At 63.5% G+C, this 19,278-nt stretch carries 20 protein-coding genes; 10 read left to right on the top strand and 10 right to left on the bottom strand.

The genetic code is table 11. From position 1 onward, the window contains the following. The first annotated feature begins 51 nt into the window (after window positions 1–51). Window positions 52–624, top strand: coding sequence for a thioredoxin domain-containing protein (locus AC01FP_RS03195; protein WP_474478109.1), 573 nt, complete (start codon window positions 52–54; stop codon window positions 622–624). Between the two features lie 8 nt (window positions 625–632). Further along, a complete protein-coding gene (gene thyX / locus AC01FP_RS03190; protein WP_474478106.1) occupies window positions 633–1,358 on the top strand; it encodes an FAD-dependent thymidylate synthase in 726 nt (241 codons plus the stop codon). 20 nt (window positions 1,359–1,378) lie between these two features. Here the strand turns inward: thyX and dcd are convergent, their stop codons facing one another. Beyond that, on the bottom strand, window positions 1,379–1,972 hold the full coding sequence (dcd, locus tag AC01FP_RS03185; protein ID WP_474478104.1) for a dCTP deaminase: 594 nt from the start codon (window positions 1,970–1,972) through the stop codon (window positions 1,379–1,381). Next, complete coding sequence (locus tag AC01FP_RS03180; protein ID WP_474478101.1) at window positions 1,972–2,610, bottom strand: cob(I)yrinic acid a,c-diamide adenosyltransferase; 639 nt, start codon at window positions 2,608–2,610, stop codon at window positions 1,972–1,974. The genes dcd and AC01FP_RS03180 overlap by 1 nt, the downstream gene beginning before the upstream one ends. Window positions 2,611–2,852: 242 nt before the next feature. On the opposite strand from AC01FP_RS03180, the gene ntcA reads away from it, so the two are divergent. Genes ntcA through AC01FP_RS03165 form a run of 3 tightly spaced genes read left to right on the top strand, consistent with a single transcriptional unit; the run spans window position 2,853 to window position 5,306 of the window. Next, the gene (ntcA, locus tag AC01FP_RS03175; protein WP_106632287.1) at window positions 2,853–3,593 is read left to right on the top strand and encodes a global nitrogen regulator NtcA; all 741 of its coding nucleotides are present in this window, start codon (window positions 2,853–2,855) and stop codon (window positions 3,591–3,593) included. Window positions 3,594–3,627: 34 nt separating this feature from the next. Further along, window positions 3,628–4,845 carry a DUF3084 domain-containing protein gene (locus AC01FP_RS03170; protein ID WP_474478098.1) on the top strand — a complete coding sequence of 406 codons (1,218 nt, stop codon included), beginning with the start codon at window positions 3,628–3,630 and terminating at the stop codon, window positions 4,843–4,845. Next, complete coding sequence (locus AC01FP_RS03165; protein WP_474478096.1) at window positions 4,842–5,306, top strand: RuvC family protein; 465 nt, start codon at window positions 4,842–4,844, stop codon at window positions 5,304–5,306. Before AC01FP_RS03170 ends, AC01FP_RS03165 begins: the two co-directional genes overlap by 4 nt. Before the next feature lie 5 nt (window positions 5,307–5,311). Here the strand turns inward: AC01FP_RS03165 and AC01FP_RS03160 are convergent, their stop codons facing one another. The 4 genes from AC01FP_RS03160 to psbH are packed head-to-tail and all read right to left on the bottom strand — an operon-like array spanning window position 5,312 to window position 6,691. Beyond that, a complete protein-coding gene (locus AC01FP_RS03160; protein WP_474478093.1) occupies window positions 5,312–5,569 on the bottom strand; it encodes a DUF3146 family protein in 258 nt (85 codons plus the stop codon). Window positions 5,570–5,573: 4 nt separating this feature from the next. Beyond that, a complete protein-coding gene (gene pth / locus AC01FP_RS03155; RefSeq protein WP_474478091.1) occupies window positions 5,574–6,212 on the bottom strand; it encodes an aminoacyl-tRNA hydrolase in 639 nt (212 codons plus the stop codon). Between the two features lie 6 nt (window positions 6,213–6,218). Continuing rightward, window positions 6,219–6,491 carry a TatA/E family twin arginine-targeting protein translocase gene (locus AC01FP_RS03150; protein WP_474478088.1) on the bottom strand — a complete coding sequence of 91 codons (273 nt, stop codon included), beginning with the start codon at window positions 6,489–6,491 and terminating at the stop codon, window positions 6,219–6,221. After that, window positions 6,491–6,691 carry a photosystem II reaction center phosphoprotein PsbH gene (gene psbH, locus AC01FP_RS03145; protein ID WP_094559148.1) on the bottom strand — a complete coding sequence of 67 codons (201 nt, stop codon included), beginning with the start codon at window positions 6,689–6,691 and terminating at the stop codon, window positions 6,491–6,493. Before psbH ends, AC01FP_RS03150 begins: the two co-directional genes overlap by 1 nt. Before the next feature lie 123 nt (window positions 6,692–6,814). Here psbH and psbN point away from each other — a divergent pair, with 123 nt between their 5' ends. Continuing rightward, window positions 6,815–6,967, top strand: coding sequence for a photosystem II reaction center protein PsbN (gene psbN / locus AC01FP_RS03140; RefSeq protein WP_106632281.1), 153 nt, complete (start codon window positions 6,815–6,817; stop codon window positions 6,965–6,967). Window positions 6,968–6,970: 3 nt separating this feature from the next. Here psbN and AC01FP_RS03135 read toward each other — a convergent pair whose 3' ends face one another. Next, window positions 6,971–9,883 carry an alpha-mannosidase gene (locus AC01FP_RS03135; RefSeq protein ID WP_474478085.1) on the bottom strand — a complete coding sequence of 971 codons (2,913 nt, stop codon included), beginning with the start codon at window positions 9,881–9,883 and terminating at the stop codon, window positions 6,971–6,973. Between the two features lie 114 nt (window positions 9,884–9,997). Here AC01FP_RS03135 and AC01FP_RS03130 point away from each other — a divergent pair, with 114 nt between their 5' ends. Together AC01FP_RS03130 and AC01FP_RS03125 are read left to right on the top strand one after the other, a co-directional pair. Beyond that, a complete protein-coding gene (locus tag AC01FP_RS03130; RefSeq protein ID WP_006172424.1) occupies window positions 9,998–10,117 on the top strand; it encodes a photosystem II reaction center protein I in 120 nt (39 codons plus the stop codon). A 400-nt stretch (window positions 10,118–10,517) separates the two neighbouring features. After that, window positions 10,518–12,641 (top strand): DUF3769 domain-containing protein, encoded by a 2,124-nt coding sequence (locus AC01FP_RS03125; RefSeq protein ID WP_474478078.1) that lies wholly within the window; start codon window positions 10,518–10,520, stop codon window positions 12,639–12,641. Here AC01FP_RS03125 and AC01FP_RS03120 read toward each other — a convergent pair. Together AC01FP_RS03120 and leuC are read right to left on the bottom strand one after the other, a co-directional pair. Further along, window positions 12,628–13,242, bottom strand: coding sequence for a 3-isopropylmalate dehydratase small subunit (locus AC01FP_RS03120; RefSeq protein WP_474478075.1), 615 nt, complete (start codon window positions 13,240–13,242; stop codon window positions 12,628–12,630). The two genes, AC01FP_RS03125 and AC01FP_RS03120, sit on opposite strands and share 14 nt — an antisense overlap. Then, window positions 13,239–14,666 (bottom strand): 3-isopropylmalate dehydratase large subunit, encoded by a 1,428-nt coding sequence (gene leuC / locus AC01FP_RS03115; protein ID WP_474478072.1) that lies wholly within the window; start codon window positions 14,664–14,666, stop codon window positions 13,239–13,241. Before leuC ends, AC01FP_RS03120 begins: the two co-directional genes overlap by 4 nt. A 150-nt stretch (window positions 14,667–14,816) precedes the next feature. Here leuC and AC01FP_RS03110 point away from each other — a divergent pair, with 150 nt between their 5' ends. After that, window positions 14,817–15,917, top strand: coding sequence for a glycosyltransferase family 4 protein (locus tag AC01FP_RS03110; protein ID WP_474478069.1), 1,101 nt, complete (start codon window positions 14,817–14,819; stop codon window positions 15,915–15,917). Beyond that, complete coding sequence (locus AC01FP_RS03105; RefSeq protein ID WP_474478066.1) at window positions 15,907–18,009, top strand: amylo-alpha-1,6-glucosidase; 2,103 nt, start codon at window positions 15,907–15,909, stop codon at window positions 18,007–18,009. The genes AC01FP_RS03110 and AC01FP_RS03105 overlap by 11 nt, the downstream gene beginning before the upstream one ends. On the opposite strand, the gene AC01FP_RS03100 is transcribed toward AC01FP_RS03105, so the two are convergent. Then, window positions 18,000–19,277 (bottom strand): competence/damage-inducible protein A, encoded by a 1,278-nt coding sequence (locus tag AC01FP_RS03100; protein WP_474478062.1) that lies wholly within the window; start codon window positions 19,275–19,277, stop codon window positions 18,000–18,002. The two genes, AC01FP_RS03105 and AC01FP_RS03100, sit on opposite strands and share 10 nt — an antisense overlap. Window position 19,278 lies beyond the last annotated feature (1 nt).

Raw genomic sequence — 19,278 nt, 5'->3', positions numbered from 1 at the left:
ACAGCACGCTTACCTCCGCAAAACGCTAGCAAGCACTGGCAAAATGCAGTCATGACCAACTCCACCCCGAATTCCGGCCTGGGGCCAAGCGAACGGCTGCTGCTAGTCGTGCTGGCGGTCCTACTGGCAGCGGGCCTGCTGTGGTCACGAGGCGGACTGCATCCGGAGGCTCCCCTAGAGCGCTTGGCGCGCCAATCCCTGGATCTACCAGTGGCCTTGCGCAATAGCAAGCCAACGCTGGTGGAGTTCTACGCCGACTGGTGCGACGCCTGCCGCACCATGGCTCCGGCGATGGAAACGATCGAAGCCCGACACCGCGGCCAGCTCGATGTGGTGCTGCTTAACGTTGACAATCCGCGCTGGCAACCGGAGCTGGAGCGCTACGAAGTCAACGGCATTCCCCAACTTGAGCTCTTCAACGGTGCAGGAGAAGCGGTGGGCCTCTCAATCGGCGCCCGCAGCCTCACCGAACTGCAAGCTCTCAGCGACGCCCTTATCGCCGGTGAGCCCCTACCAGCCCTGGCCGGAGTGGGTGCCGTCAGCAACCTGAACCAACCCGCTGGAGAAGTCGCGGCTGCCGAGTCGAGTGCTGCCACGATGGCCGGACCCCGCAGCCACGGTTGACATCTGCCATGGATTCCCGTTTCCGCGTTGCCCTCATCACCGCCACACCGAACCCCCAGCAGTGCGTCTGGGCGGGTATGCATCAGGACTACAGCGAGGGTTTTGTCGCCGCAGCCACCGCCAGCTGGCCCGATGAGACCAAGGCGGGGGAGATTTGCGTCAAGCGGCTGTTAGCTGGCGAGCGAGGTCACTACGGACCCTTGGAACACGCCCAGATCGTGCTCAATGTTGGCTGGTTTCCCCACTCGGTGATGCAGCAGGCGCGCACTCACCGGGTGGGGGTGAGCTTCGATGTGCAGTCCATGCGCTACACGGGCGATCGTATTTGCAAGGCCGCAAATGGTGAACTGGAGCTGGAGGAGATGTTCTATCTACGGCCGGTAGGTAGCTATAGCGACCGTCAAGGCAAAAAATATACCTACACTGAAGAACAGCGCTGCATAGATTTAGAGCTTTGCGGTGTTGCTGCTGCTCGCTACCGTGATCTCTTGGCGGCTGGTTTCGCCGAGGAGCATGCTCGCGGCATCCTGCCCTTCGACTACCGCCAGCACTTCGTGGTGAGCTTCACCCTGCGAGCCTTTCTGCACTTCCTTGACCTGCGGGCCAAGCTCGACGCCCAGCAGGAAATTCGTGAACTTTGTGAATTGATGTGGCCCCACCTGCAGGCTTGGACACCCCAGTTTGCTGACTGGTACGAGAAGAGCCGCTTACATAAAGCCAGGCTCGCCCCATAGCGCGAGCCATTTGATGGGACCTAGATTCGCGCCAAAGTGACACGTTCGGGTTGATACTGGTACTTACCAGCCCGATCTTGATAGGTGGTCTCGCAGGGATCTCCCTCAAAAAAGAGCAGCTGACAAATTCCCTCATTTGCGTAAATGCGGCAGTCAGCACCCGAAGAATTACTGAACTCCAGGGTTAGGTGACCTTCCCAGCCGGCTTCCGCTGGCGTCGTATTAACAATGATGCCTAGCCGGGCGTAGGTGCTCTTACCCAGGCAGATCACCGTGATATTTGATGGCACCTTCATCTTCTCCAGTGCTACTCCCAAACCGTAGGAATGGGCTGGAAGGATGAAATAAGCGCCATCCTCGTCACCGTGCAGGGGAGCGGGTTCAAGGTTCGCCGGATTGAACCGCTTGGGGTTCATCACGGTGCCAGGCACATGCCGAAAGATCAAAAATTCCTTGGCCGACAACCGCAAGTCGTAGCCATAGGAAGAGCAGCCGTAGCTGAGCACCGGCGAGCCCGTCGTCTCGGGATCGAGGTGGCGCACCAGGCTCGACTGAAACGGCTGCAACATGCCTGCCCCAGCCTGCTCGTTGATCCAGCGGTCGTTCTTCAGCATCAGAGACCTCGGCGCAACTGGGTGACCTGATCAGCCATGGCCATCAACTCAGGAGTCATGGCTGGCCCTGTCAAAATGACATCTAAATGGGCTGGTCGGCGCTGCAAGGTTGCCAGCACTTCAGCCTGATCGAGGTAGCCCAGCTCCACAGCCAAGCCCAGCTCGTCGAGCACCATCAGATCCACCGCACCACTAAGTAGCTGCTCGCGGCTGAAGGCCCACACCTGGCGCACCGCATCCAACAACTCGAGCTCCTGGTGGGCAGCCGGTTCCGACAGACAGGCAGGCACGCGGGGGCGCAGCCATTGCAATCGCCCACACAGCCAGACGCTGCTGCCGAGGCCCTGATCTACGCCGCCCTTAAGAAACTGAGTAACCAGCACCCGGCTGCCCAAGCCGGCACTACGCAGGGCCTGGCTGAGCACGGCACCGAAACTGCCGCGGAAAGGCGCCGTATGGATTTGGAGTAAGCCCTCCGACTGGGCCACCAGCCGCAATGCCGGCGCAGCTGAAGGCGTGGACGCGGCAGCCGCCAAAGCCAAAGGGCGATGGCCAGAGCGCTGAGGTTGGTGCTGGACCGCCGGAAAACCAGCTCCAGAGGAGGAGGTGAGGCCTGAGACGGGCAAGCTCGCGGTCATGAACAACCTGAATAAAAACCTGGAAAATCGAGAAACAGACCTGGAGCGCCGCGAGCAGCCCATGGCCCCGCGGAGCTGAATGTAGCGGGATAGGGCCGCTCCACAAGCAAACGACACCATCCCTAGCGGAAACATACGTACTGGTGCGCAGGGGGCGCCGGCGGTGTCATCTCAAACCGTGTGTATTGCTACAAGCCACCCCCCGGGTGATCCTTAGGGTCCCGACACTTGCCCATACCTTGATGGTTGGCGCTACCCACGGATTTAGCCGTACCGCCAACACCCCATCGACGGGTGCCCCTGGCGTGGTGGCAGGCATGGGCAGCGCCGGCCAGGGCAACCCCACCCTGCTGGAAGTGATCCGGGGCCTGGCCGGCAGCAGCGTCGAGACGATCGAACGGGGCAAGACGATTTTTTTTCCCGGCGATCCAGCCGAGCGGGTTTACCTGCTGCGGCGCGGAGCGGTCCGGCTTTCGCGGGTATACGAATCCGGCGAGGAGATCACCGTGGCCCTGTTGCGTGAGAACAGCCTGTTTGGTGTGCTGTCGCTGCTTACCGGCCAGCGCTCCGACCGTTTTTATCACGCCGTGGCCTTTACCAGGGTCGAGATGGTGACCGCACCAGCCACCTCGGTGCGCCGAGCGATAGAGCAGGACGCCAGCGTGGGCTTACTGCTGCTGCAGGGACTGTCTTCGCGGATCCTGCAGACCGAAACGATGATCGAAACCCTCACCCATAGAGACATGAGCTCGCGGCTGGTGAGCTTCCTGTTGGTGCTGTGCCGCGATTTCGGCGTTCCCAGCTCGGAAGGGATCACGATTGATCTGCGCCTCTCCCATCAGGCGATTGCCGAAGCGATTGGCTCCACCCGCGTCACAATCACCCGCCTGCTGGGCGACCTGCGCAACGACGGCCTGGTTCAGATCGACCGCAAAAAGATCACTGTGTTTGATCCAATCGCCCTAGCCAAGCGCTTCAGCTGAACGCCAGGGATACTGGGGCCCTTCGCGGACGTATGTGACGGGCTGGCTGCTGATCCTCGCTCTGCTCGCCCTGGGGGGAGTGCTCTCCACCCTGGGCGACCGACTCGGCAGCCTGGTGGGCAAGGCGCGCTTGAGCTTGTTGGGGATGCGGCCCCGCCGCACCGCCGTGTTGATCACGGTGCTCACCGGCAGCCTGATCAGTGCCATCTCCCTCGGCCTGATGCTGCTGGTGAGCGAGCGGCTGCGCACGGGCCTGTTTGAACTCGATCGACTGGAGCAACGGCTGCAAACCAGCCGCAGCCAACTGAGCCGCAGCAACAGTCAACTGGCCAGCAGCCGCCAAGAAGTGGCGCGAGCCGAACAGGGCAAACGGGAGGCCCAGACGCGCTTTGAACAGGCCCAAGCCCGCGCCAGCAAATTGCGCCAGGAACTGGCGCCACTTTTAGCCCAGCGCAACCGGCTGGAGGTTGAGCGCAGCCGTCTCAGCCAGGAGGTGAAGGGGCGGGATGCGGAAATCCGCCGCACCGAAGCGGAACTGGCCCAGGTGCGCCGCCGGATCAGCGCCGGTGCCCAAGAACTTAAGGACCTGGAGGGCAACCTGATTGCCCTGCGCCGCGGCGACGTGGTGCTCAGTAGCGGTCAGACCCTGGCTAGCGCCAAGGTGACACTTGAGCGCCCTGATCAGGCCAAGGAGGTGATCAACGCCTTGCTGCAGCAGGCCAATCTCAACGCCTTCAGGCGGGTGCTGCCCGGCCAGCCGCCCGATCGCCAGATCCTGCTGGTGCCCAAGAACGACATCAGCAAGCTGGAGAGCCTGCTCGCCAAACCCGGTAGCTGGGTCGTGAGCATTCTCTCGGCAGCCAACGTGCTGAGGGGCGAGCGCCAGGTACTCGCCTTCCCAGACCTACGCCCCAACCGCCCAGTAGTTAAGGCAGGTGAAGTGCTGGCGAGCACCACGATCGAGGGCGACCTCACAGCCCTGGAGCCGGTTTCGCGGCGACTCAACCTGCTGCTGGCCGCTGCCTATGCCCGAGCCCAGCGCCAGGGCACGTTGGTGGAAGGGCTGCAGTTCGATGCGGCCAGCTTCAAACAGCTGGCCCGGGAGCTGAGCGAGCGCCAGCCGGGCCAGGTTGCCCAACTAGAAGCCCTCGCCATCAACAGCGCCAGCACCGCCGACCCAATTGCGGTGGAATTGCGCTGGTTGGCAGCCCCAGCCCCCCCCCCATCGGGGCCGGGCCCTCGCCGCCCATGACGCGCGCTGCGGCGGGCCTGGTGGCAGGCCTCGATCCCGGACGCAGCAAATGCGGCCTGGTGCTGGCCGATCTAGCCGGTAGCCAAATCCTGCAGGCCGCCATCCTGGCGCCGCAAGCCTGCCTAGCCCAACTCCAAGCCTGGCGGCAAGAGGGTCTTGGCCGGATTGTGCTCGGCAACGGTACCGGCAGCCAAGACTGGCGCAGCCGGCTTGACAAGCAGCGGCTGTCACTGGTTGTAGTGGATGAGAGCGGCAGCACCCTGGCAGCCCGCGAGCGCTACTGGCAGCTATGGCCCCCTAGGGGCTGGAGGCTGCTGCTGCCGGCGGGCTTGCGATTGCCCCCCCGCGATATCGACGATGTGGTGGCCCAGCTGCTGATAGAGCGCCACTACGGGTTGCAATTGCGCCGCAACAACCAGGAGGTGCTGCGGCAGTGGCCGCAGCTTGCCACTGGGATTTAAATCGGCTAGAAGCAGGCCCGAACCGTGAAGACGTAATCCCCGCCAGGTTCAAGCTGGTAGTCCACCTTGAGCAGATAACGCAGCAGAGCGTCCTGGATCAGGGCCCGGCCCAAGGAGGGCTCAACGCTGAGTTCGCCGCGGTCAAAAGCCCAGCGGAAACTCCATTTGTAGCCACCGGCACTCACCTCCCCCTCCAGCACCCGCTGGCTGAAGCTCTGGTGCAGCACCCGCAACTGGGCAGTAGTGGAGGGGAGGCGGGCCATCAGCTCAGGCAGCCGTGTACTGGGGCTCAAAACTGTTGAGTCGATTGCCGGCCCGCTCTAGGCCGAGGCGCTGGATCAGGCCAATGCCAGCCTCAACCTCGCTGAGCACCTCTTCCAGCAAGGGCTGCTCAACTGGCGTGAAGCGTCCGAGCACGTGCCCGAGTGTGCGGGCACGGCGTTCGCCAGGATCCTGAGCGGGGGCACCGATGCCAATACGAAGCCTCGGAAAGTCCTGGGTACCTAGGTGGCTGATGGTGCTACGCAGGCCGTTGTGACCACCGGCACTGCCTGTGGCCCGCAGTCGCAACTTGCCTAGGGGCAGATCCATGTCGTCAACCACCACCAGCAACTGGGCGGGCTCAAAACCAAACCAGTCGAGAGCAGCGCGGATCGAGCGGCCGCTTTCATTCATATAGGTCTGGGGCATCAACAGCCTCAGCCGGGCAGGCCCCGAGCCCACTTCAGCCACCAAGCCCTGAAGCTTTGGCTGCTGCCGAAAAGATGCACCACCGGCGCAATCTGCTAGACGCTCTAGGGCCATAAAGCCCACGTTGTGGCGAGTACCGGCGTACTTGGCTCCCGGGTTACCCAGGCCCACCACCAACTGCAACGACGGCTGGGACGCCGGGCTGGCCTGCGTCACGGCAACTCAGGCAGCCGGACCATTGGGAGACTGCTCAATCACCTCTGAGGTACCAGCCACGGAGGCATCAGCTGAGACAAGCTCTGTTACAGAAACCGGTTCGGCAGTATTAATTGCTGTCCGAAGCTCCTTTTCGAACTCAGAAGAGGCTGATTGAAAACCCTTAAGGGTGCGCCCCAGGGTTTTCCCCAGCTCCGGCAATCGCTTGGGACCGAACACCAGCAAGCCGATGGCGGCAATTACCGCCAGCTCAGGCAGGCCAATGCCAAACACGTTCATCAGCCGAGGCCATTCCAGTTGACCGTGATGCCCTCGAGCAGCAGGGACTTGTTGTACAGCTGAAGGATGATCAGCAGAAACACCAAGAAGAGCACCATAAAAATGCCCATTACGGGCGTGGTGCCCCATCCGGGAACCACCTTGCCGTACTCAGAATTGAGTGGCCGCAGGATGTCTCCGAGGCGGGTGCGTTGGGCCATGTCTGCTGCAGCCTCTCGGGCATGGATTCGCTTTAAGTACTGTAAGGGCCTCACGTACCGCGCCGCGGCGGGCCGTCGAGAGTTGTGACGCAACCCGTCACCTGCATCCCCCCTTCCACCTCCATGGACCCCACCGCCACCACCAGCTCCCCGGCCCTTTCCGTGGCCCTCGCCGTGCTGGCGGTGCTGCTTTCACTCACCGGTTTTGGGGTGTATCAAGCCTTCGGGCCGCCCTCTAAGGGCCTCACCGACCCCTTCGACGACCACGACGACTGAGCCCTAATAACCACAAGGGCGCACCCGCCAGAAACCCAGGCTCCACGGCGTCAGCAACCAGGGGTCCCCAGCTTGTTCAGGCTCAGAAATCAGCGGCTTATCCAGGCCATCAAGCCGCTCCAGCAGCTGCCAGTTCTCTCCCAGTTCCACAAGATGGCGGCATGGGGAACAGTTCTGCACGGTGAGCACCACGTCCCCCGAGTCCCCTAGCGGCCGGCAGCCCAGCAGCAACAGCCCCTCGCCCAGGGGAGGCAGGGCCTGATGTCGTTTAGGCCGGCCCTGGGCCGCCGCCGGCCGCAGCCATAGCGGTTCCCTGAAGGCCACCGCCTGCTTGGGCACCTGGGCCCGGCACCAGCCTGCTGGGCAGGGCGCCAGGGCCAGCCGCAAGCGCTGCAGGCCGTTATCGGCGCCAGGATCGGGCCAGGTAGGCGCCCGCAGCAGCGACACACCCAACAGCTCCGCACTAGCCGACACCCCCTGGGGGCCATCGAGCAGCACCGCCAAGCCGCCGCCGGCAGCCACAGAAGCGATCCAGCTGATCGCTGGCAGCTCCCAGCGGGCCTGCTCGCGGGCAGTGAGGGGCTGGGCTGGCCGTTCCAGCACGCCACCGGAGGTATCCGCTGCCCAGCGCTGGGCCTGCTGGGCCAGGGGGATCTCCAGGCGCAGCAGCTCATGGCGCTGGCGCCAGTCAACGCTGAGCACAAGCTCGAGCCAGGGGGTATTGGCTAGTAAGCGCCCCTCCAGCCGCACCGCACTGGCACCGCACTGGCCCCTCCACACAAAACTGGTACACAGCTCGCCCTGCTCCAGCCAGCTCGGCTCGCCCTGCCACTGCCAGGCCAGCGGATGGTCCCGGTAGCCCGTGGCGATGTCCCAGGCATCCCAAAACTCACCGCGATCGGCAAAACGCCGCCAGGCCAGCGGCGCCGCCAGCTGCGGCTGGCCCTGACCATCCCAAAGCTGCTCAATGCCCCGCGGCCCCAGCTCAAAACTCACCAAACCGTTGCCGCAGCGCCAGCCCTCTCGCCACACCGGCGCCTCAACCTGAGCTGCCTGAGAGGCCGCCGCTTCGGCCGATCGCTCCAGGGGCAGGGCAGCCACGCCCGCCAAGGGCGGCAGCTGCAGCCACTGGCCACCAGCCCGAGCCGGCTGGGCCGGCAGCTTCACGCCGCCCCAACTCCAGCTGCCCGACGGCACCCGCAGGCTGCGGGATCGGGGCGGCAGGGGCTGGAGTTGGGCCACCCACCAACTTGGCCCGGAACCGACACCAGCTCCTAGCCAAGCCTGCAGGCCCCGGTCCCGTTGCCGGCAGGCGCTGCGGCGAGCTGCTCGCCACTGGGGCTCGGCCTGCTCGAACACCTCCGGAATCGAGGTGCCGGGCAAAATGTCGTGAAACTGCTGAAAAAGCAGCGTTCGCCAGTCGACCGTTTCAGGCTCACCGGCTAGGGCCAGGGCCAGCTCCGCTTCCCGCAGCAGCCGCTCGAGCGTGCGGTTGTGGCGCTTCTGATCGGGGCGCGAGGTGGCGCAGCCGCGATGCAGCTCCAGGTAGAGCTCGTCGCGCCACACCGGCAGCCGGGGCGCCAGCGGCTCGAGGGCAGCCAAATAATCCCGCAAGCTGCCGTGGTGCTGGGGGCAAGCCTCCGCTTGCTGCTGCCAGAGCCGCAGCTGCTCGAGCATTTCAGCGCTGGGGCCACCACCGTGGTCGCCCACTCCGGGCAGCCACAGGGCCGAATCAACCCCGGTCGCTCCTTGCCAAGCCAAGCGATAGCGCTCCATCGCCACTGGATCGCCATCGGTGCCGATCGGGGCATTGATCAGGGCCAGCAGCTCGGAACCGCAGCGGCTGCGCCAGCGAAACAGCCGGTGGGGGAAGGGATTGGTGGCGTTCCAGGCCAGCTTGTGGGTGCAAAACCAACGCACGCCGGTGCTACGAGCCACGGTTGGTAGGCCGCTGGCGAAGCCAAAGCTGTCCGGCAACCAGGCCAGCGCATGCTCTAGCTGGGGAAAGCTGGCGGCGCTGAATTGCTGGCCCAGCTGAAACTGACGCAGCAGTGAGGAGCTGCTGATCAGCACGCAGTCGCTCTCCACCCAGGGGCCGTTGATCGGCTCAAAGCGGCCGGCGGCCACCGCCCGCTGCAGACGGGCAAACAGGGCCGGACGGTTCTGCTGCAGCCAGGCGTAGAGGGCCGGGGTGGAATGGCCGAAATGGAGCTCCTCGAAGCGGTCGATCAAGTCGAGGGCGGAGCTGAAAGTGCGCTCGGCGGCCTGCCAGGTGTCGGCCACCGGCCAGAGCCAGGCCAGATCGAGGTGGGCATGGCCGAGCACGTGAAACCGGCCTGCCGGCGGTTGGCCGGAGCGCAGCTGGACTAGCTCGGCTTTGGTTTCAGCCAACAATGCCGCCGGGTCTGCCGGATCCAGGGGCTCGAGCTCGAGACGGCTGTCGATAAGAGCGCCGTCGTCGTGCAGGGGACTGCGCAGGCGTAACTCCAGCTCCAGCGCCTCCCCCTGCCACCAGCGCTCGGGCAGCAACCAGCGGCAGGAGGTGTCAAACAGGTCGCCGCCATGCACCCGCGCACCATCCACCCGCAGCTCCACCTGGTCGGCCCACCAGCGCAGCACCAGCCGGGCCTGGGCAACGGGCTCCGGCTGCTGCAGATGTAGCCAGGTCGCCGGGCAAACCAGCCGCAGCCGCAGCTCCCGCCACTGGCCACCCCGCGGCCAAATCACTAGCCCCCGCGCTGCCCAATCCGAGCGATGGCGCTGGCCCCAGGGGTCGTCTAGGGCCGAGCCCAGCCGCCCTCCAGCCTGCACGCAACGCCAAAGTGGTTGGAGATCCCAACGCGAATGGGTTGGCCGCAAACTTGACTGAATCGTTTCAATCCGTGGGGGCTGCCCTAGTCCTGAGGCCTCAGGCATCGTTGGATGGCAAGCCGAGTCCCATAGGATGATCCCGCAGCCGCGGGGTCGACTAGCCCCTTAAAGGCACCTGTCACTCCCTGTCACCAGCTCGCCGTTCCCCAAGGCCGAACCATGCTCGCCCTCAAGATTTCGGTTTATTCGGTTGTCTTCTTCTTTATAGGGATCTTTGTATTTGGCTTCCTAGCCAGCGACCCCAGTCGGACCCCCAGCCGTAAAGACCTGGAAGATTGATCAGCTGGTATTTGGCAAGATCCTGATTCCACTTGTGGGATGATCCCCCAAAGGGCCTGCCCATCTGATTAATTGTGCTGATTCCAGCCACGCTGCCTCCAAATTTTCGGGCTCATAGAGGCCAAGAAGGTAGAGGCCAAGAAGGCTGATGGATCTGGCTGGCGGTCCCCACCAGAGGCTCCCGAAGATGCTGCCTTTCAGGATATTCGTTCGTCCGCTAGTAACCGCGGCTTGCCTGTCTGCTTTGTTTGCTCCCGCAGCTCAAGCAAGGGATAACCCCAGCCAGCAAGAAGCGGTCATTACACCTGGGTTAGTTAAATATGCTCCCAACTTCGCTGTAATCAGGGCCGACCAACAGGGCTACGACCAGCAACTCGGCCGATTTGTTGCCACTGGCAATGTGCAAGCCCAATTTAATGGCTGGATCTTGCTAGCAGACCGGGTAGAAGTAGCGGAAGCAAGCCGCAGCGTCTATGCCAGCGGCCAGGTTCGGCTGATCAGGGGGGATCAATATCTGCAGGCAAGCCACCTGCGTTTTAGCGATTGGGAAGGCAGCGGCGAGCTTGAAGACGTCTACGGCGTCATCGAGCAAGATACCCTAGCTAGAGACATCAATTCCAGAGAGCCCAGCACCAAAACAGACGATCAGTCGCTCGAGGCAGTTCGTCTCCCCTTTGCCTGTCCGCCCCTCAGCGCCGATCCAGGCAATCGGGCCGTAGTGCGAGTTTTACCACCCGGTCGCACCAGCCTTCCGACCATGCCAGCGGCTGCCGGCTGCCCCGGAAGTGATCTCTCGACGCCGGCTCTGCCCCTAAACCGGGCCCTTGAGTCGGTTGCTTTCGGCCCACCCCAAACAGGAGGGCCGCCGGCTCAAGCCGTCCCGATGGGACCTGGGAAGCCTGTCATCGCCGCAGCTGAGATCGAGAAACTGCCAGAGGTGGATTCAAGGGTGAGCAACGTGACGTTTCAGCAGAGCTGGAGCACCAACCTCAAACTCGACCTGGGCGCCGTTATTGACACCACAGACTCGCTCAACAGCAATAGCCAGGGTTATCGGCCACCCACAAACAAAGCAGGCACGATTAGCCGCATCCGCTTTCAGGGATCCCAGATCAAGATCCAAGGCAGCCGCTGGACTGCCGAGCAAATCGCCTTCACCAACGACCCCTTTACGCCTGCCGCATCCTGGAGCTTGGCGCGCAAGGTGGTGGCAGTTATGGATGAGCGCGGCGTCACCCGCATCAATAGCCGCAGCTCCCAGATCCTCCTAGATGGCAAGCTCTCCCTGCCGGCGATCACCAACACAACCGTCGGAGCCGAAGAAGCTCGTTTTGCTTGGGATACCGATAAAGAAGATCGCGATGGCTTTTTTCTTGGCTATAATCTCGAGCCAATCAAACTGGGCACGCGGGGCAGCTTGCAGCTCCAGCCCCAGCTGAATGTGCAGCGGGCCCTAGAGGGCCGAACCAGCAGTTACGTACTTCCCGGGCAAAGCCTGGCCAGCCCCACCAGCGAACAGACAGCCAAGCTCGCAGATATGTTCGGCCTGCTGGCGGCACTCAACCTGCCCATGGGCTGGCTCTCTTTGAATGCCGAAGCCAGCCTGTCTACTCTCAATCCGGATAACTTCCGCTCCGGCACCCGCAGCACCAGCCGTCTGACGGCTCCTCTAAACCTGCCCGGTCATACAAGTGCAAACGCCGACCTATTTGGCTCCTATCGCGAGCGCATCTACAACGGCAGCCTTGGATTGCAAACTGTTGTTTACTCATTCGGCGCTAATCTGGCTGGAAACGTGCTCCTGAATCAGCCAAAAGGTCAGGCGCCCCCCCGCAAAGGCCCATATTTTTTACCTATTAATCTCAACTGGGCGGCCCAATCCGGCGCCTATGAGGCGACATTATTTCAAACAGATACGCTGGACACCCTGTGGCGCAGTTACGCCAACTTGTCAGCAAGCACCACCCTGCAGCTTTGGCAGGGCTCTGCCCTCGACGCCAGCGACGACCCTAAACGGGGTTTGCGTTATGCTCCAACACCGACAGTACCTGGCCTAGGCATAAACTTCGGCGCCAGTGGCTACGCAGCCAATTATAGCGACGGCGCAAACCAGAGCACCCTGACCTTATGGGGTGGACCCTCCTTCACCCTAGGGCAATTTGACCGGCCTTTCTTCGACTACACCCGCTTTTCGGCCTCAATAGCCGGCACTTTTTTAAACGGCGCTAGCCCATTCGGCTTTGATCGCACGGTAGACCTGCGCACCCTAAGTTTTCAAGCAGCTCAACAGATTTACGGTCCAATCGTACTGGAAGCTGGCGCCACCTTCAACATCGACAATGGTTCCGAGTTCTATGGCGACGCCTCCTATTCCTATGTGGAATTGAAACTACAACGCCGCTCCTACGAGGTTGGCGTCTTCTATAGCCCATACGACGGCATTGGCGGCATCCGCGTCAAGCTTAACGACTTCAACTTCACCGGCAGTGGCACACCCTTCGTGCCCAGGCCTAGAAGCCGTTGATATAAGGTAAAGATGCGGCGGTGCGATTCAGCTCTGAGTCGTGGGCCAGCAATTGGGAAGTGGCATCCCACTGCCCAGAGCCCAGCATCTGCTGGGGACCGGCCTGAAGTTCGAGCTGCCAAACTCGCCCCTGAGAGGTTTCCAGGCAGGCAGGCACGAGCGACAGGCGTAATTCTTGGCCGGTATCAACACTCAGCTCCTCCTGCAGGCTCAGCACGCTGGCGTGGGATGCGGTGAAACAGGGAATCCCCAGGGCCAAGCAGTTGCCATAGAAAATCTCAGCGAAGCTTTCCCCCACCACCGCCCGGATACCCCAGCGCATCAGGGCCTGAGGGGCATGCTCGCGACTGGAGCCACAACCAAAGTTGCGGTTCACCACAAGCACAGAGGCCCCCTGGAACTCCGCTCGATCAAAGGGGTGCTCCCCAGAGAGCTCGGCCCGATCATCGGCAAACACCTGCTCACCGAGCCCGTCAAAGGTGACGCACTTGAGGAAACGGGCTGGAATGATTCTGTCAGTGTCGATGTCGTCGCCAACGATGACAACGGCGCTGCCACGCACAGCCGAGATCGGGCCAACGGGAAAGCAAGAGCTGGTCATGGCTGCAGGCAAGGCGTGATCGGAAACAGCTGGCGCACGTCGCTGACTTTGCCGGCAATCGCGGCGGCAGCCACCATCGCCGGACTCATCAGCAGGGTGCGACCGGTCGCCGAACCCTGGCGACCCTTGAAGTTGCGGTTGCTTGAGCTAGCGCTGATCTGGCGGCCCTCAAGCCGATCTGGATTCATGGCCAGGCACATTGAGCAGCCGGGTTCACGCCACTCAAAGCCAGCCTCCCTGAACACCTGATCGAGCCCTTCGGCTTCCGCAGCAGCCGCTACCTGCTCGGAGCCAGGCACCACAAACGCCTTGACACCTCCAGCCACGTGGCGCCCCTTGGCAACGGCCGCAGCCGCCCGCAGATCGGACAGGCGGCCATTGGTGCAACTGCCAATAAAACAGACATCCACCGGCGTGCCAGCAATCGGAGTGCCGGGCTGCAGATCCATATAGCGGTAGGCCTCCTGGGCCAGGGGCCGCTCGTCCGGCTCGGTCTGCTCCAGGGTGGGCACGGTTTCATCAACGCCAATGCCCTGGCCAGGGGTGATCCCCCAGGTGATCGTTGGAGCAATGGTCGCGGCATCGAAGCGCACCTCATCGTCAAAGACCGCTTCTGAACCACTGGCCAAGCCGCGCCACCAAGCCAGGGCCCGCTCCCAAGCTTCACCCTTGGGGGCGTAGGGCCGGTCCTGCAGGTAAGCAAAGGTGACTGCGTCGGGGTTGACATAGCCGCAACGGGCACCGCCCTCGATTGCCATGTTGCAGAGGGTCATACGCTCCTCCATCGCCAGAGCATCGATGGCTGGGCCGGCGAATTCGTAGGCGTAACCCACACCACCCTTGACCCCCAGCACCCGAATGATGTGCAGCACCAAGTCTTTGGCGTACACACCTGGCTGCAGTCGACCCTCCACCCAAATCCGCCGCACCTTGAGTTTGCCCATCGACAGGCTCTGACTGGCCAGCACGTCGCGCACCTGGCTGGTGCCGATGCCAAAGGCAATCGCCCCAAACGCCCCGTGGGTGGAGGTGTGGGAGTCGCCGCAGGCAACGGTCATGCCCGGCTGGGTAAGACCCAATTCGGGAGCGATCACATGCACGATGCCCTGGCGACCGCTACCCAGGCCATGCAAGGTGATGCCGTAGTCGCTGCAATTACGCTCGAGGGTGACGAGCATCTCCTCCGCCAGCGAGTCGCCGAAGGGCCGCGCCTGGGAGGTGGTAGGCACAATGTGATCAACCGTGGCCACGGTGCGATCAGGGTGTCGAACTGGCAGGCCCAATTCTTGCAAGGCTGCAAATGCCTGCGGGCTGGTCACCTCGTGAATCAGGTGCAGACCGATAAACAACTGGGTGGAGCCGCCAGGCAGCTGGGCCACCCGATGCAGATCCCAGACCTTGTCGTAGAGGGTGCCGGCACTCACGGATAGCCCGTTCGACTGTCAAATGAGCCTAAAGCTGCACCCGGGGCTCCATTCGCCTCGGATTTGGCCGCTTCAAGCCCAAGAAACCTACCTATTACTGAAAGGTCTCGGGCCGAGCGTTCCGCGACACCTCAAACGTGCGCGGCAGCAATGCGAATTGCCCAGATTTCACCACTCTGCGAGAGCATTCCGCCCCACCGCTATGGCGGCACGGAAAGGGTGGTGCACTATCTCACCGAAGAACTGGTGCGTCGCGGCCATGCGGTGGTCCTGTTCGCCAGCGGCGATTCCCGCACCAGCGCCGAACTGTTCCCCTGCGTGCCCGAAGCTCTACGGCTGGCGAGCTACGACGGCGACCCCACAGTGCCGGAGCTGATCCAGCTGGACCAGCTGATGGATCAGCTCGATCGTTTCGACGTGCTCCACTTCCACACCGGAACCAGCCACTACCCCCTAATGCGGCACCTGCCCGTGCCCCACCTCAACACCCTGCATGGGCCACTGACAGCACCTGACCGGGCCCAGCTGTTCCGCCAGTTTCACCAGCTGCCTCTGGTATCGATCTCCGAAGCCCAGCGCAAACCCCTGCCGGACGCCCGCTGGCTAGCAACTGTGTACCACGGTTTACCACTGGATCTTTACCAGCCGGTGCGCTCACCCCAGAACTACCTGGCCTTCGTGGGCCGCATTTCGCCGGAGAAACGCCTCGACCGGGCCATCGCCATTGCCGGCCAACTTGGGATGCTGCTGAAGGTGGCAGCCAAGATTGACAGCAGCGATCAGGCCTATTACCGCAGTCAGATCGCAAACCTGATCGAGGGCAATCCCTTGGTGGAGTTTGTCGGGGAAGTCGGCGATGCCGGTAAGCAGGAGTTGCTGGGCAACGCCCTGGCCCTGCTGTTCCCGATCGACTGGGCCGAGCCTTTCGGGTTGGTGATGATCGAAGCCAACGCCTGTGGCACCCCGGTAATCGCCTGGCGCAACGGCTCCACCCCGGAGGTGATAAGGCCCGGCATCAACGGCGTGCTGGTGAGCTCGATTGCCGAAGCCGTTGCCGCTGTGCGGCGACTCGAGCAGCTCGATCGCCACACCGTGCGACGCGACTTTGAAGACCGGTTCAGCGTGACCCGACAGGCGGAGCAGTACGAGCAGCTGTACCGCCGCTTGATCGAGACCCACGAAGGCAATGGCAACCACCGCCCCCTACATCGCCCCTGTCCACCCCTTAATCCCCTGACCCATGCCGCATGACGTACTCCCCCCGTTCGTGCTGAAAAACGGGGAAACCTTCGCGATGCTCGATGCCCGTGGCGAGATCCACCCCGACACCCATGCGGACTCCGGTGTATTCCACCGCGGCACGCGCCATGTCAGCCGGTTGGAATGGCAATTGTGGGAACGACCTGGGGCGGTGCTGAGCTCCACCGAGAGGGGGGAACTGGGCCTGCAGGTAAGTCATCTCAGCAACGACGACGGCACCGTGCACCTCGAGCGGAGCACGGTGCTTACACCAACCTCCTGCCTACAGCAACTCACCTTCACCAGCTTTGCTCAGACCTCGTTGCAGGTGCCGATCACGCTGCACTTCGACGCCGACTTTCGGGACATCTTCGAGGTGAGGGGCTATGAGCGACCGGAGCGCGGTCGCACCGTGCACACCTGCACCTCTGAGGGCCTGGAAGCGGTTTACAGCGGGCTGGACAACAGCGATCGCTTCACCCTGGTGCGGCTTAGCGGCCCCATCCAGGAGGTAACCGAAGCCTGCATTCAGGTGAGCCTGCAACTTGAGCCCCGCCGACCGCGGCGGCTGTGCCTGGTGCTCGACTTCCATCCCAATGGCAGCCACCAGCAGCCCACCCCGGAGGCAGCATTCGATGCAGCCTTGGAGGCGGCGGTGGAGCGCTTCCGCGAGGCAAACCGTCTCGCCGCCAGCGTCACCACCGACAATCCCGCCTTCAATTGCTGGATCGCTCGCTCCACCTCGGATGTGCACCTGCTGGCTAGCCAGCTCGACCACGGCCTTTACCCATACGCCGGCGTGCCCTGGTTCAGTTGTCCGTTCGGCCGCGATGGCCTGATCACAGCCCGGCAGTTGCTGCTGTTCGAGCCGAGGCTGGCCCGTGGCGTACTGGGCTATCTGGCGGAACATCAGGCTCGCCGTAGCGACCCCGCCAACGATGCGGAGCCCGGCAAGGTGCTCCACGAGGCCCGGCTGGGGGAGATGGCCGCCCTGGGCGAGGTTCCCTTTGCGCATTACTACGGCAGCGTCGATGCCACCCCTTTGTTTCTAATCCTGGCGGGTGATTACCTGATGCGCAGCGGCGATCAGGCCTTCATCCGCGAGATACACGTCGCGCTGGATTCAGCGATGGCCTGGATTCGCAACACCGAGGGCCGAGCTCCCGATGGCTTCCTGCGCTACCAGTGCGCCGCCCAGGGGGGCCTGCGCAACCAGGGCTGGAAAGATTCTGAAGATGCCGTGCACCACGCCAATGGCCGCCTGGCGGAGGGGTCAATCGCGCTATGCGAAGTGCAGGCCTACAGCTATGGGGCCCGCCGGGCGATGGCCCACATCCAGCGGCACTTCGGCCGTGACGCCGAGGCCGAGCGACTACTCCAGGAGACCAGCCAGCTGCAGCGGCGCTTCCACGACGCCTTTTGGTGCGAGCGGATCGGCTCCTATGCCCTGGCCCTCGACGGCAAGGGCGAGGCCTGCGAAGTGCGCGCCTCCAATGCGGGCCACTGCCTCTGGACCGGTCTGGCGAGCAAGAAAGCAGCCAGCGCGATCGCCCGCCAGCTGATGGCCCCCACCAGCTTCAACGGCTGGGGAATTCGCACCCTGGATGAAGGGGAAGCCCGTTACAACCCGATGAGTTACCACAACGGCTCGGTGTGGCCCCACGACAATTCTTTGATAGCACTGGGGCTCACCCGCTACGGCCACACCCCGGAGGCGATGAGAGTGCTGATGGGACTGTTCGACACAGCCCAGGCCATGCCCCTGCATCGCTTACCGGAACTGTTCTGCGGCTTCCAGCGCCAGCCCGACGAAGGGCCCACCCACTACCCGGTGGCCTGCAGCCCCCAGGCATGGGCGAGTGGCAGTCTCTTCGGGCTGCTGGAGGCAATCACCGGCATGTGGATCGGCCACAATGCCGAAAGTGGGCGTGTCGAGGTGCTGTTCCGCAATCCGGTGCTACCGGAGCGGATCAACCTGCTGGAGATCCATGGGCTGCGGCTGGGCGAGGAGGAGATTGATCTGCAGCTGCACCGGGGTGAGGTGGACACCGGCGTGCTGGTGAAACGCCGCAGCAGCGGCGTGGATGTTGTCATTCACAAGTAAGTGGGGGTCTCGGCCAGGCGCAACCGCAAGCGATGGAGCGCCTCACCGGTAGTCAAGCGCTGAATCCAGGCCCGGCCGCGCGTGGCGCCAAAGCGCACTGCCTCGCTGCTGCAACCATCCGGGCCGGCAATGGCGATATGCACAAGTCCCACCGGCTTCTCAGTGCTGCCACCCCCCGGGCCGGCGATGCCGGTCACAGCAATGGCCCAGGTGGCACCAGTTGCACGGCGGGCGCCCTCAGCCATGGCGAGGGCCACCGGATCGCTCACGGCGCCGTGGCTCTCAAGCAGGGCCTGCGGCACCCCAAGCAACGCCTGCTTAATCGAGTTGGCGTAGGCAATCACGCCACCAATAAAGCAATCAGAGGCTCCGGGCACCGCCGCTAGGGCCGCCCCCAGCCCACCGCCAGTGCAGCTCTCAGCTACCGCCAGCGTCTCACCGCGGCGGCGCAGCTGCTCGAGCACCACACTGGCCAGGCTGTCGTCATCGACGCCGAAGCAGGCCCTACCGGAGCGGGCCCGGATCTGCGCCTCAAGCGGAGCCAGCAGGATCTGGGCTTCAGCAACGCTGGCTGCCCTGGCCGTGAGGCGCAGCTTCACCTCACCGGCGCCGGCGTAGGGAGCCACAGTTGGGTTTTCGAGCGCCAGCAGATCGGCCATCTGCTCAGCCAGAGCCGACTCGGAAACGCCCCAAAAGCGCAACATGCGACTGGCGAACACCCCCTCAGCCAAACCAGCTGAGCGCAGCCATGGCTCTGCGGTGCCAAACCACATCGCCTCCATTTCGCTTGGCACGCCAGGGAAAGTGAGCACGGTGAATCCGGGCTGGATGCCCGGGGCCGCTGGCGGGGTCCAGATCATGCCGGGGGCGGTGCCGGTGGGATTTGGCAACACCGCCGCCCCTTCGGGCAGGAATGCCTGTTTGCGGTTGCTGGGGGAACAGAAACGGCCGCGGGCGCCGATGCGGGCCTGGATGTCGCTCCAGATCTCTGGGTGCTCCACCAGGGGCGTGTCAAAAGCAGCAGCGATAGCTTCGGTGGTTAGGTCGTCTGGGGTCGGGCCGAGGCCGCCGGTTGTGATCAACACCCGGCAGCGACCTGCCGCTTCCCGCACCGCTGCCATCAGGCGCGGGCGGTTGTCGCCAACCACGCTCTGGCGCTGGTGGGCGATGCCCAGGGCTGCCAGCTGCTCGGCCAGCCAGCGGGCATTGCCATTAGTGATGTTGCCGAGCAGCAGCTCGGTGCCGATGCAGAGAATCTCGGCTGTCACA

The sequence above is a fragment of the Cyanobium sp. NIVA-CYA 375 genome, assembly GCF_056108345.1.
This window is presented reverse-complemented; position numbering and strand designations above follow the sequence as displayed.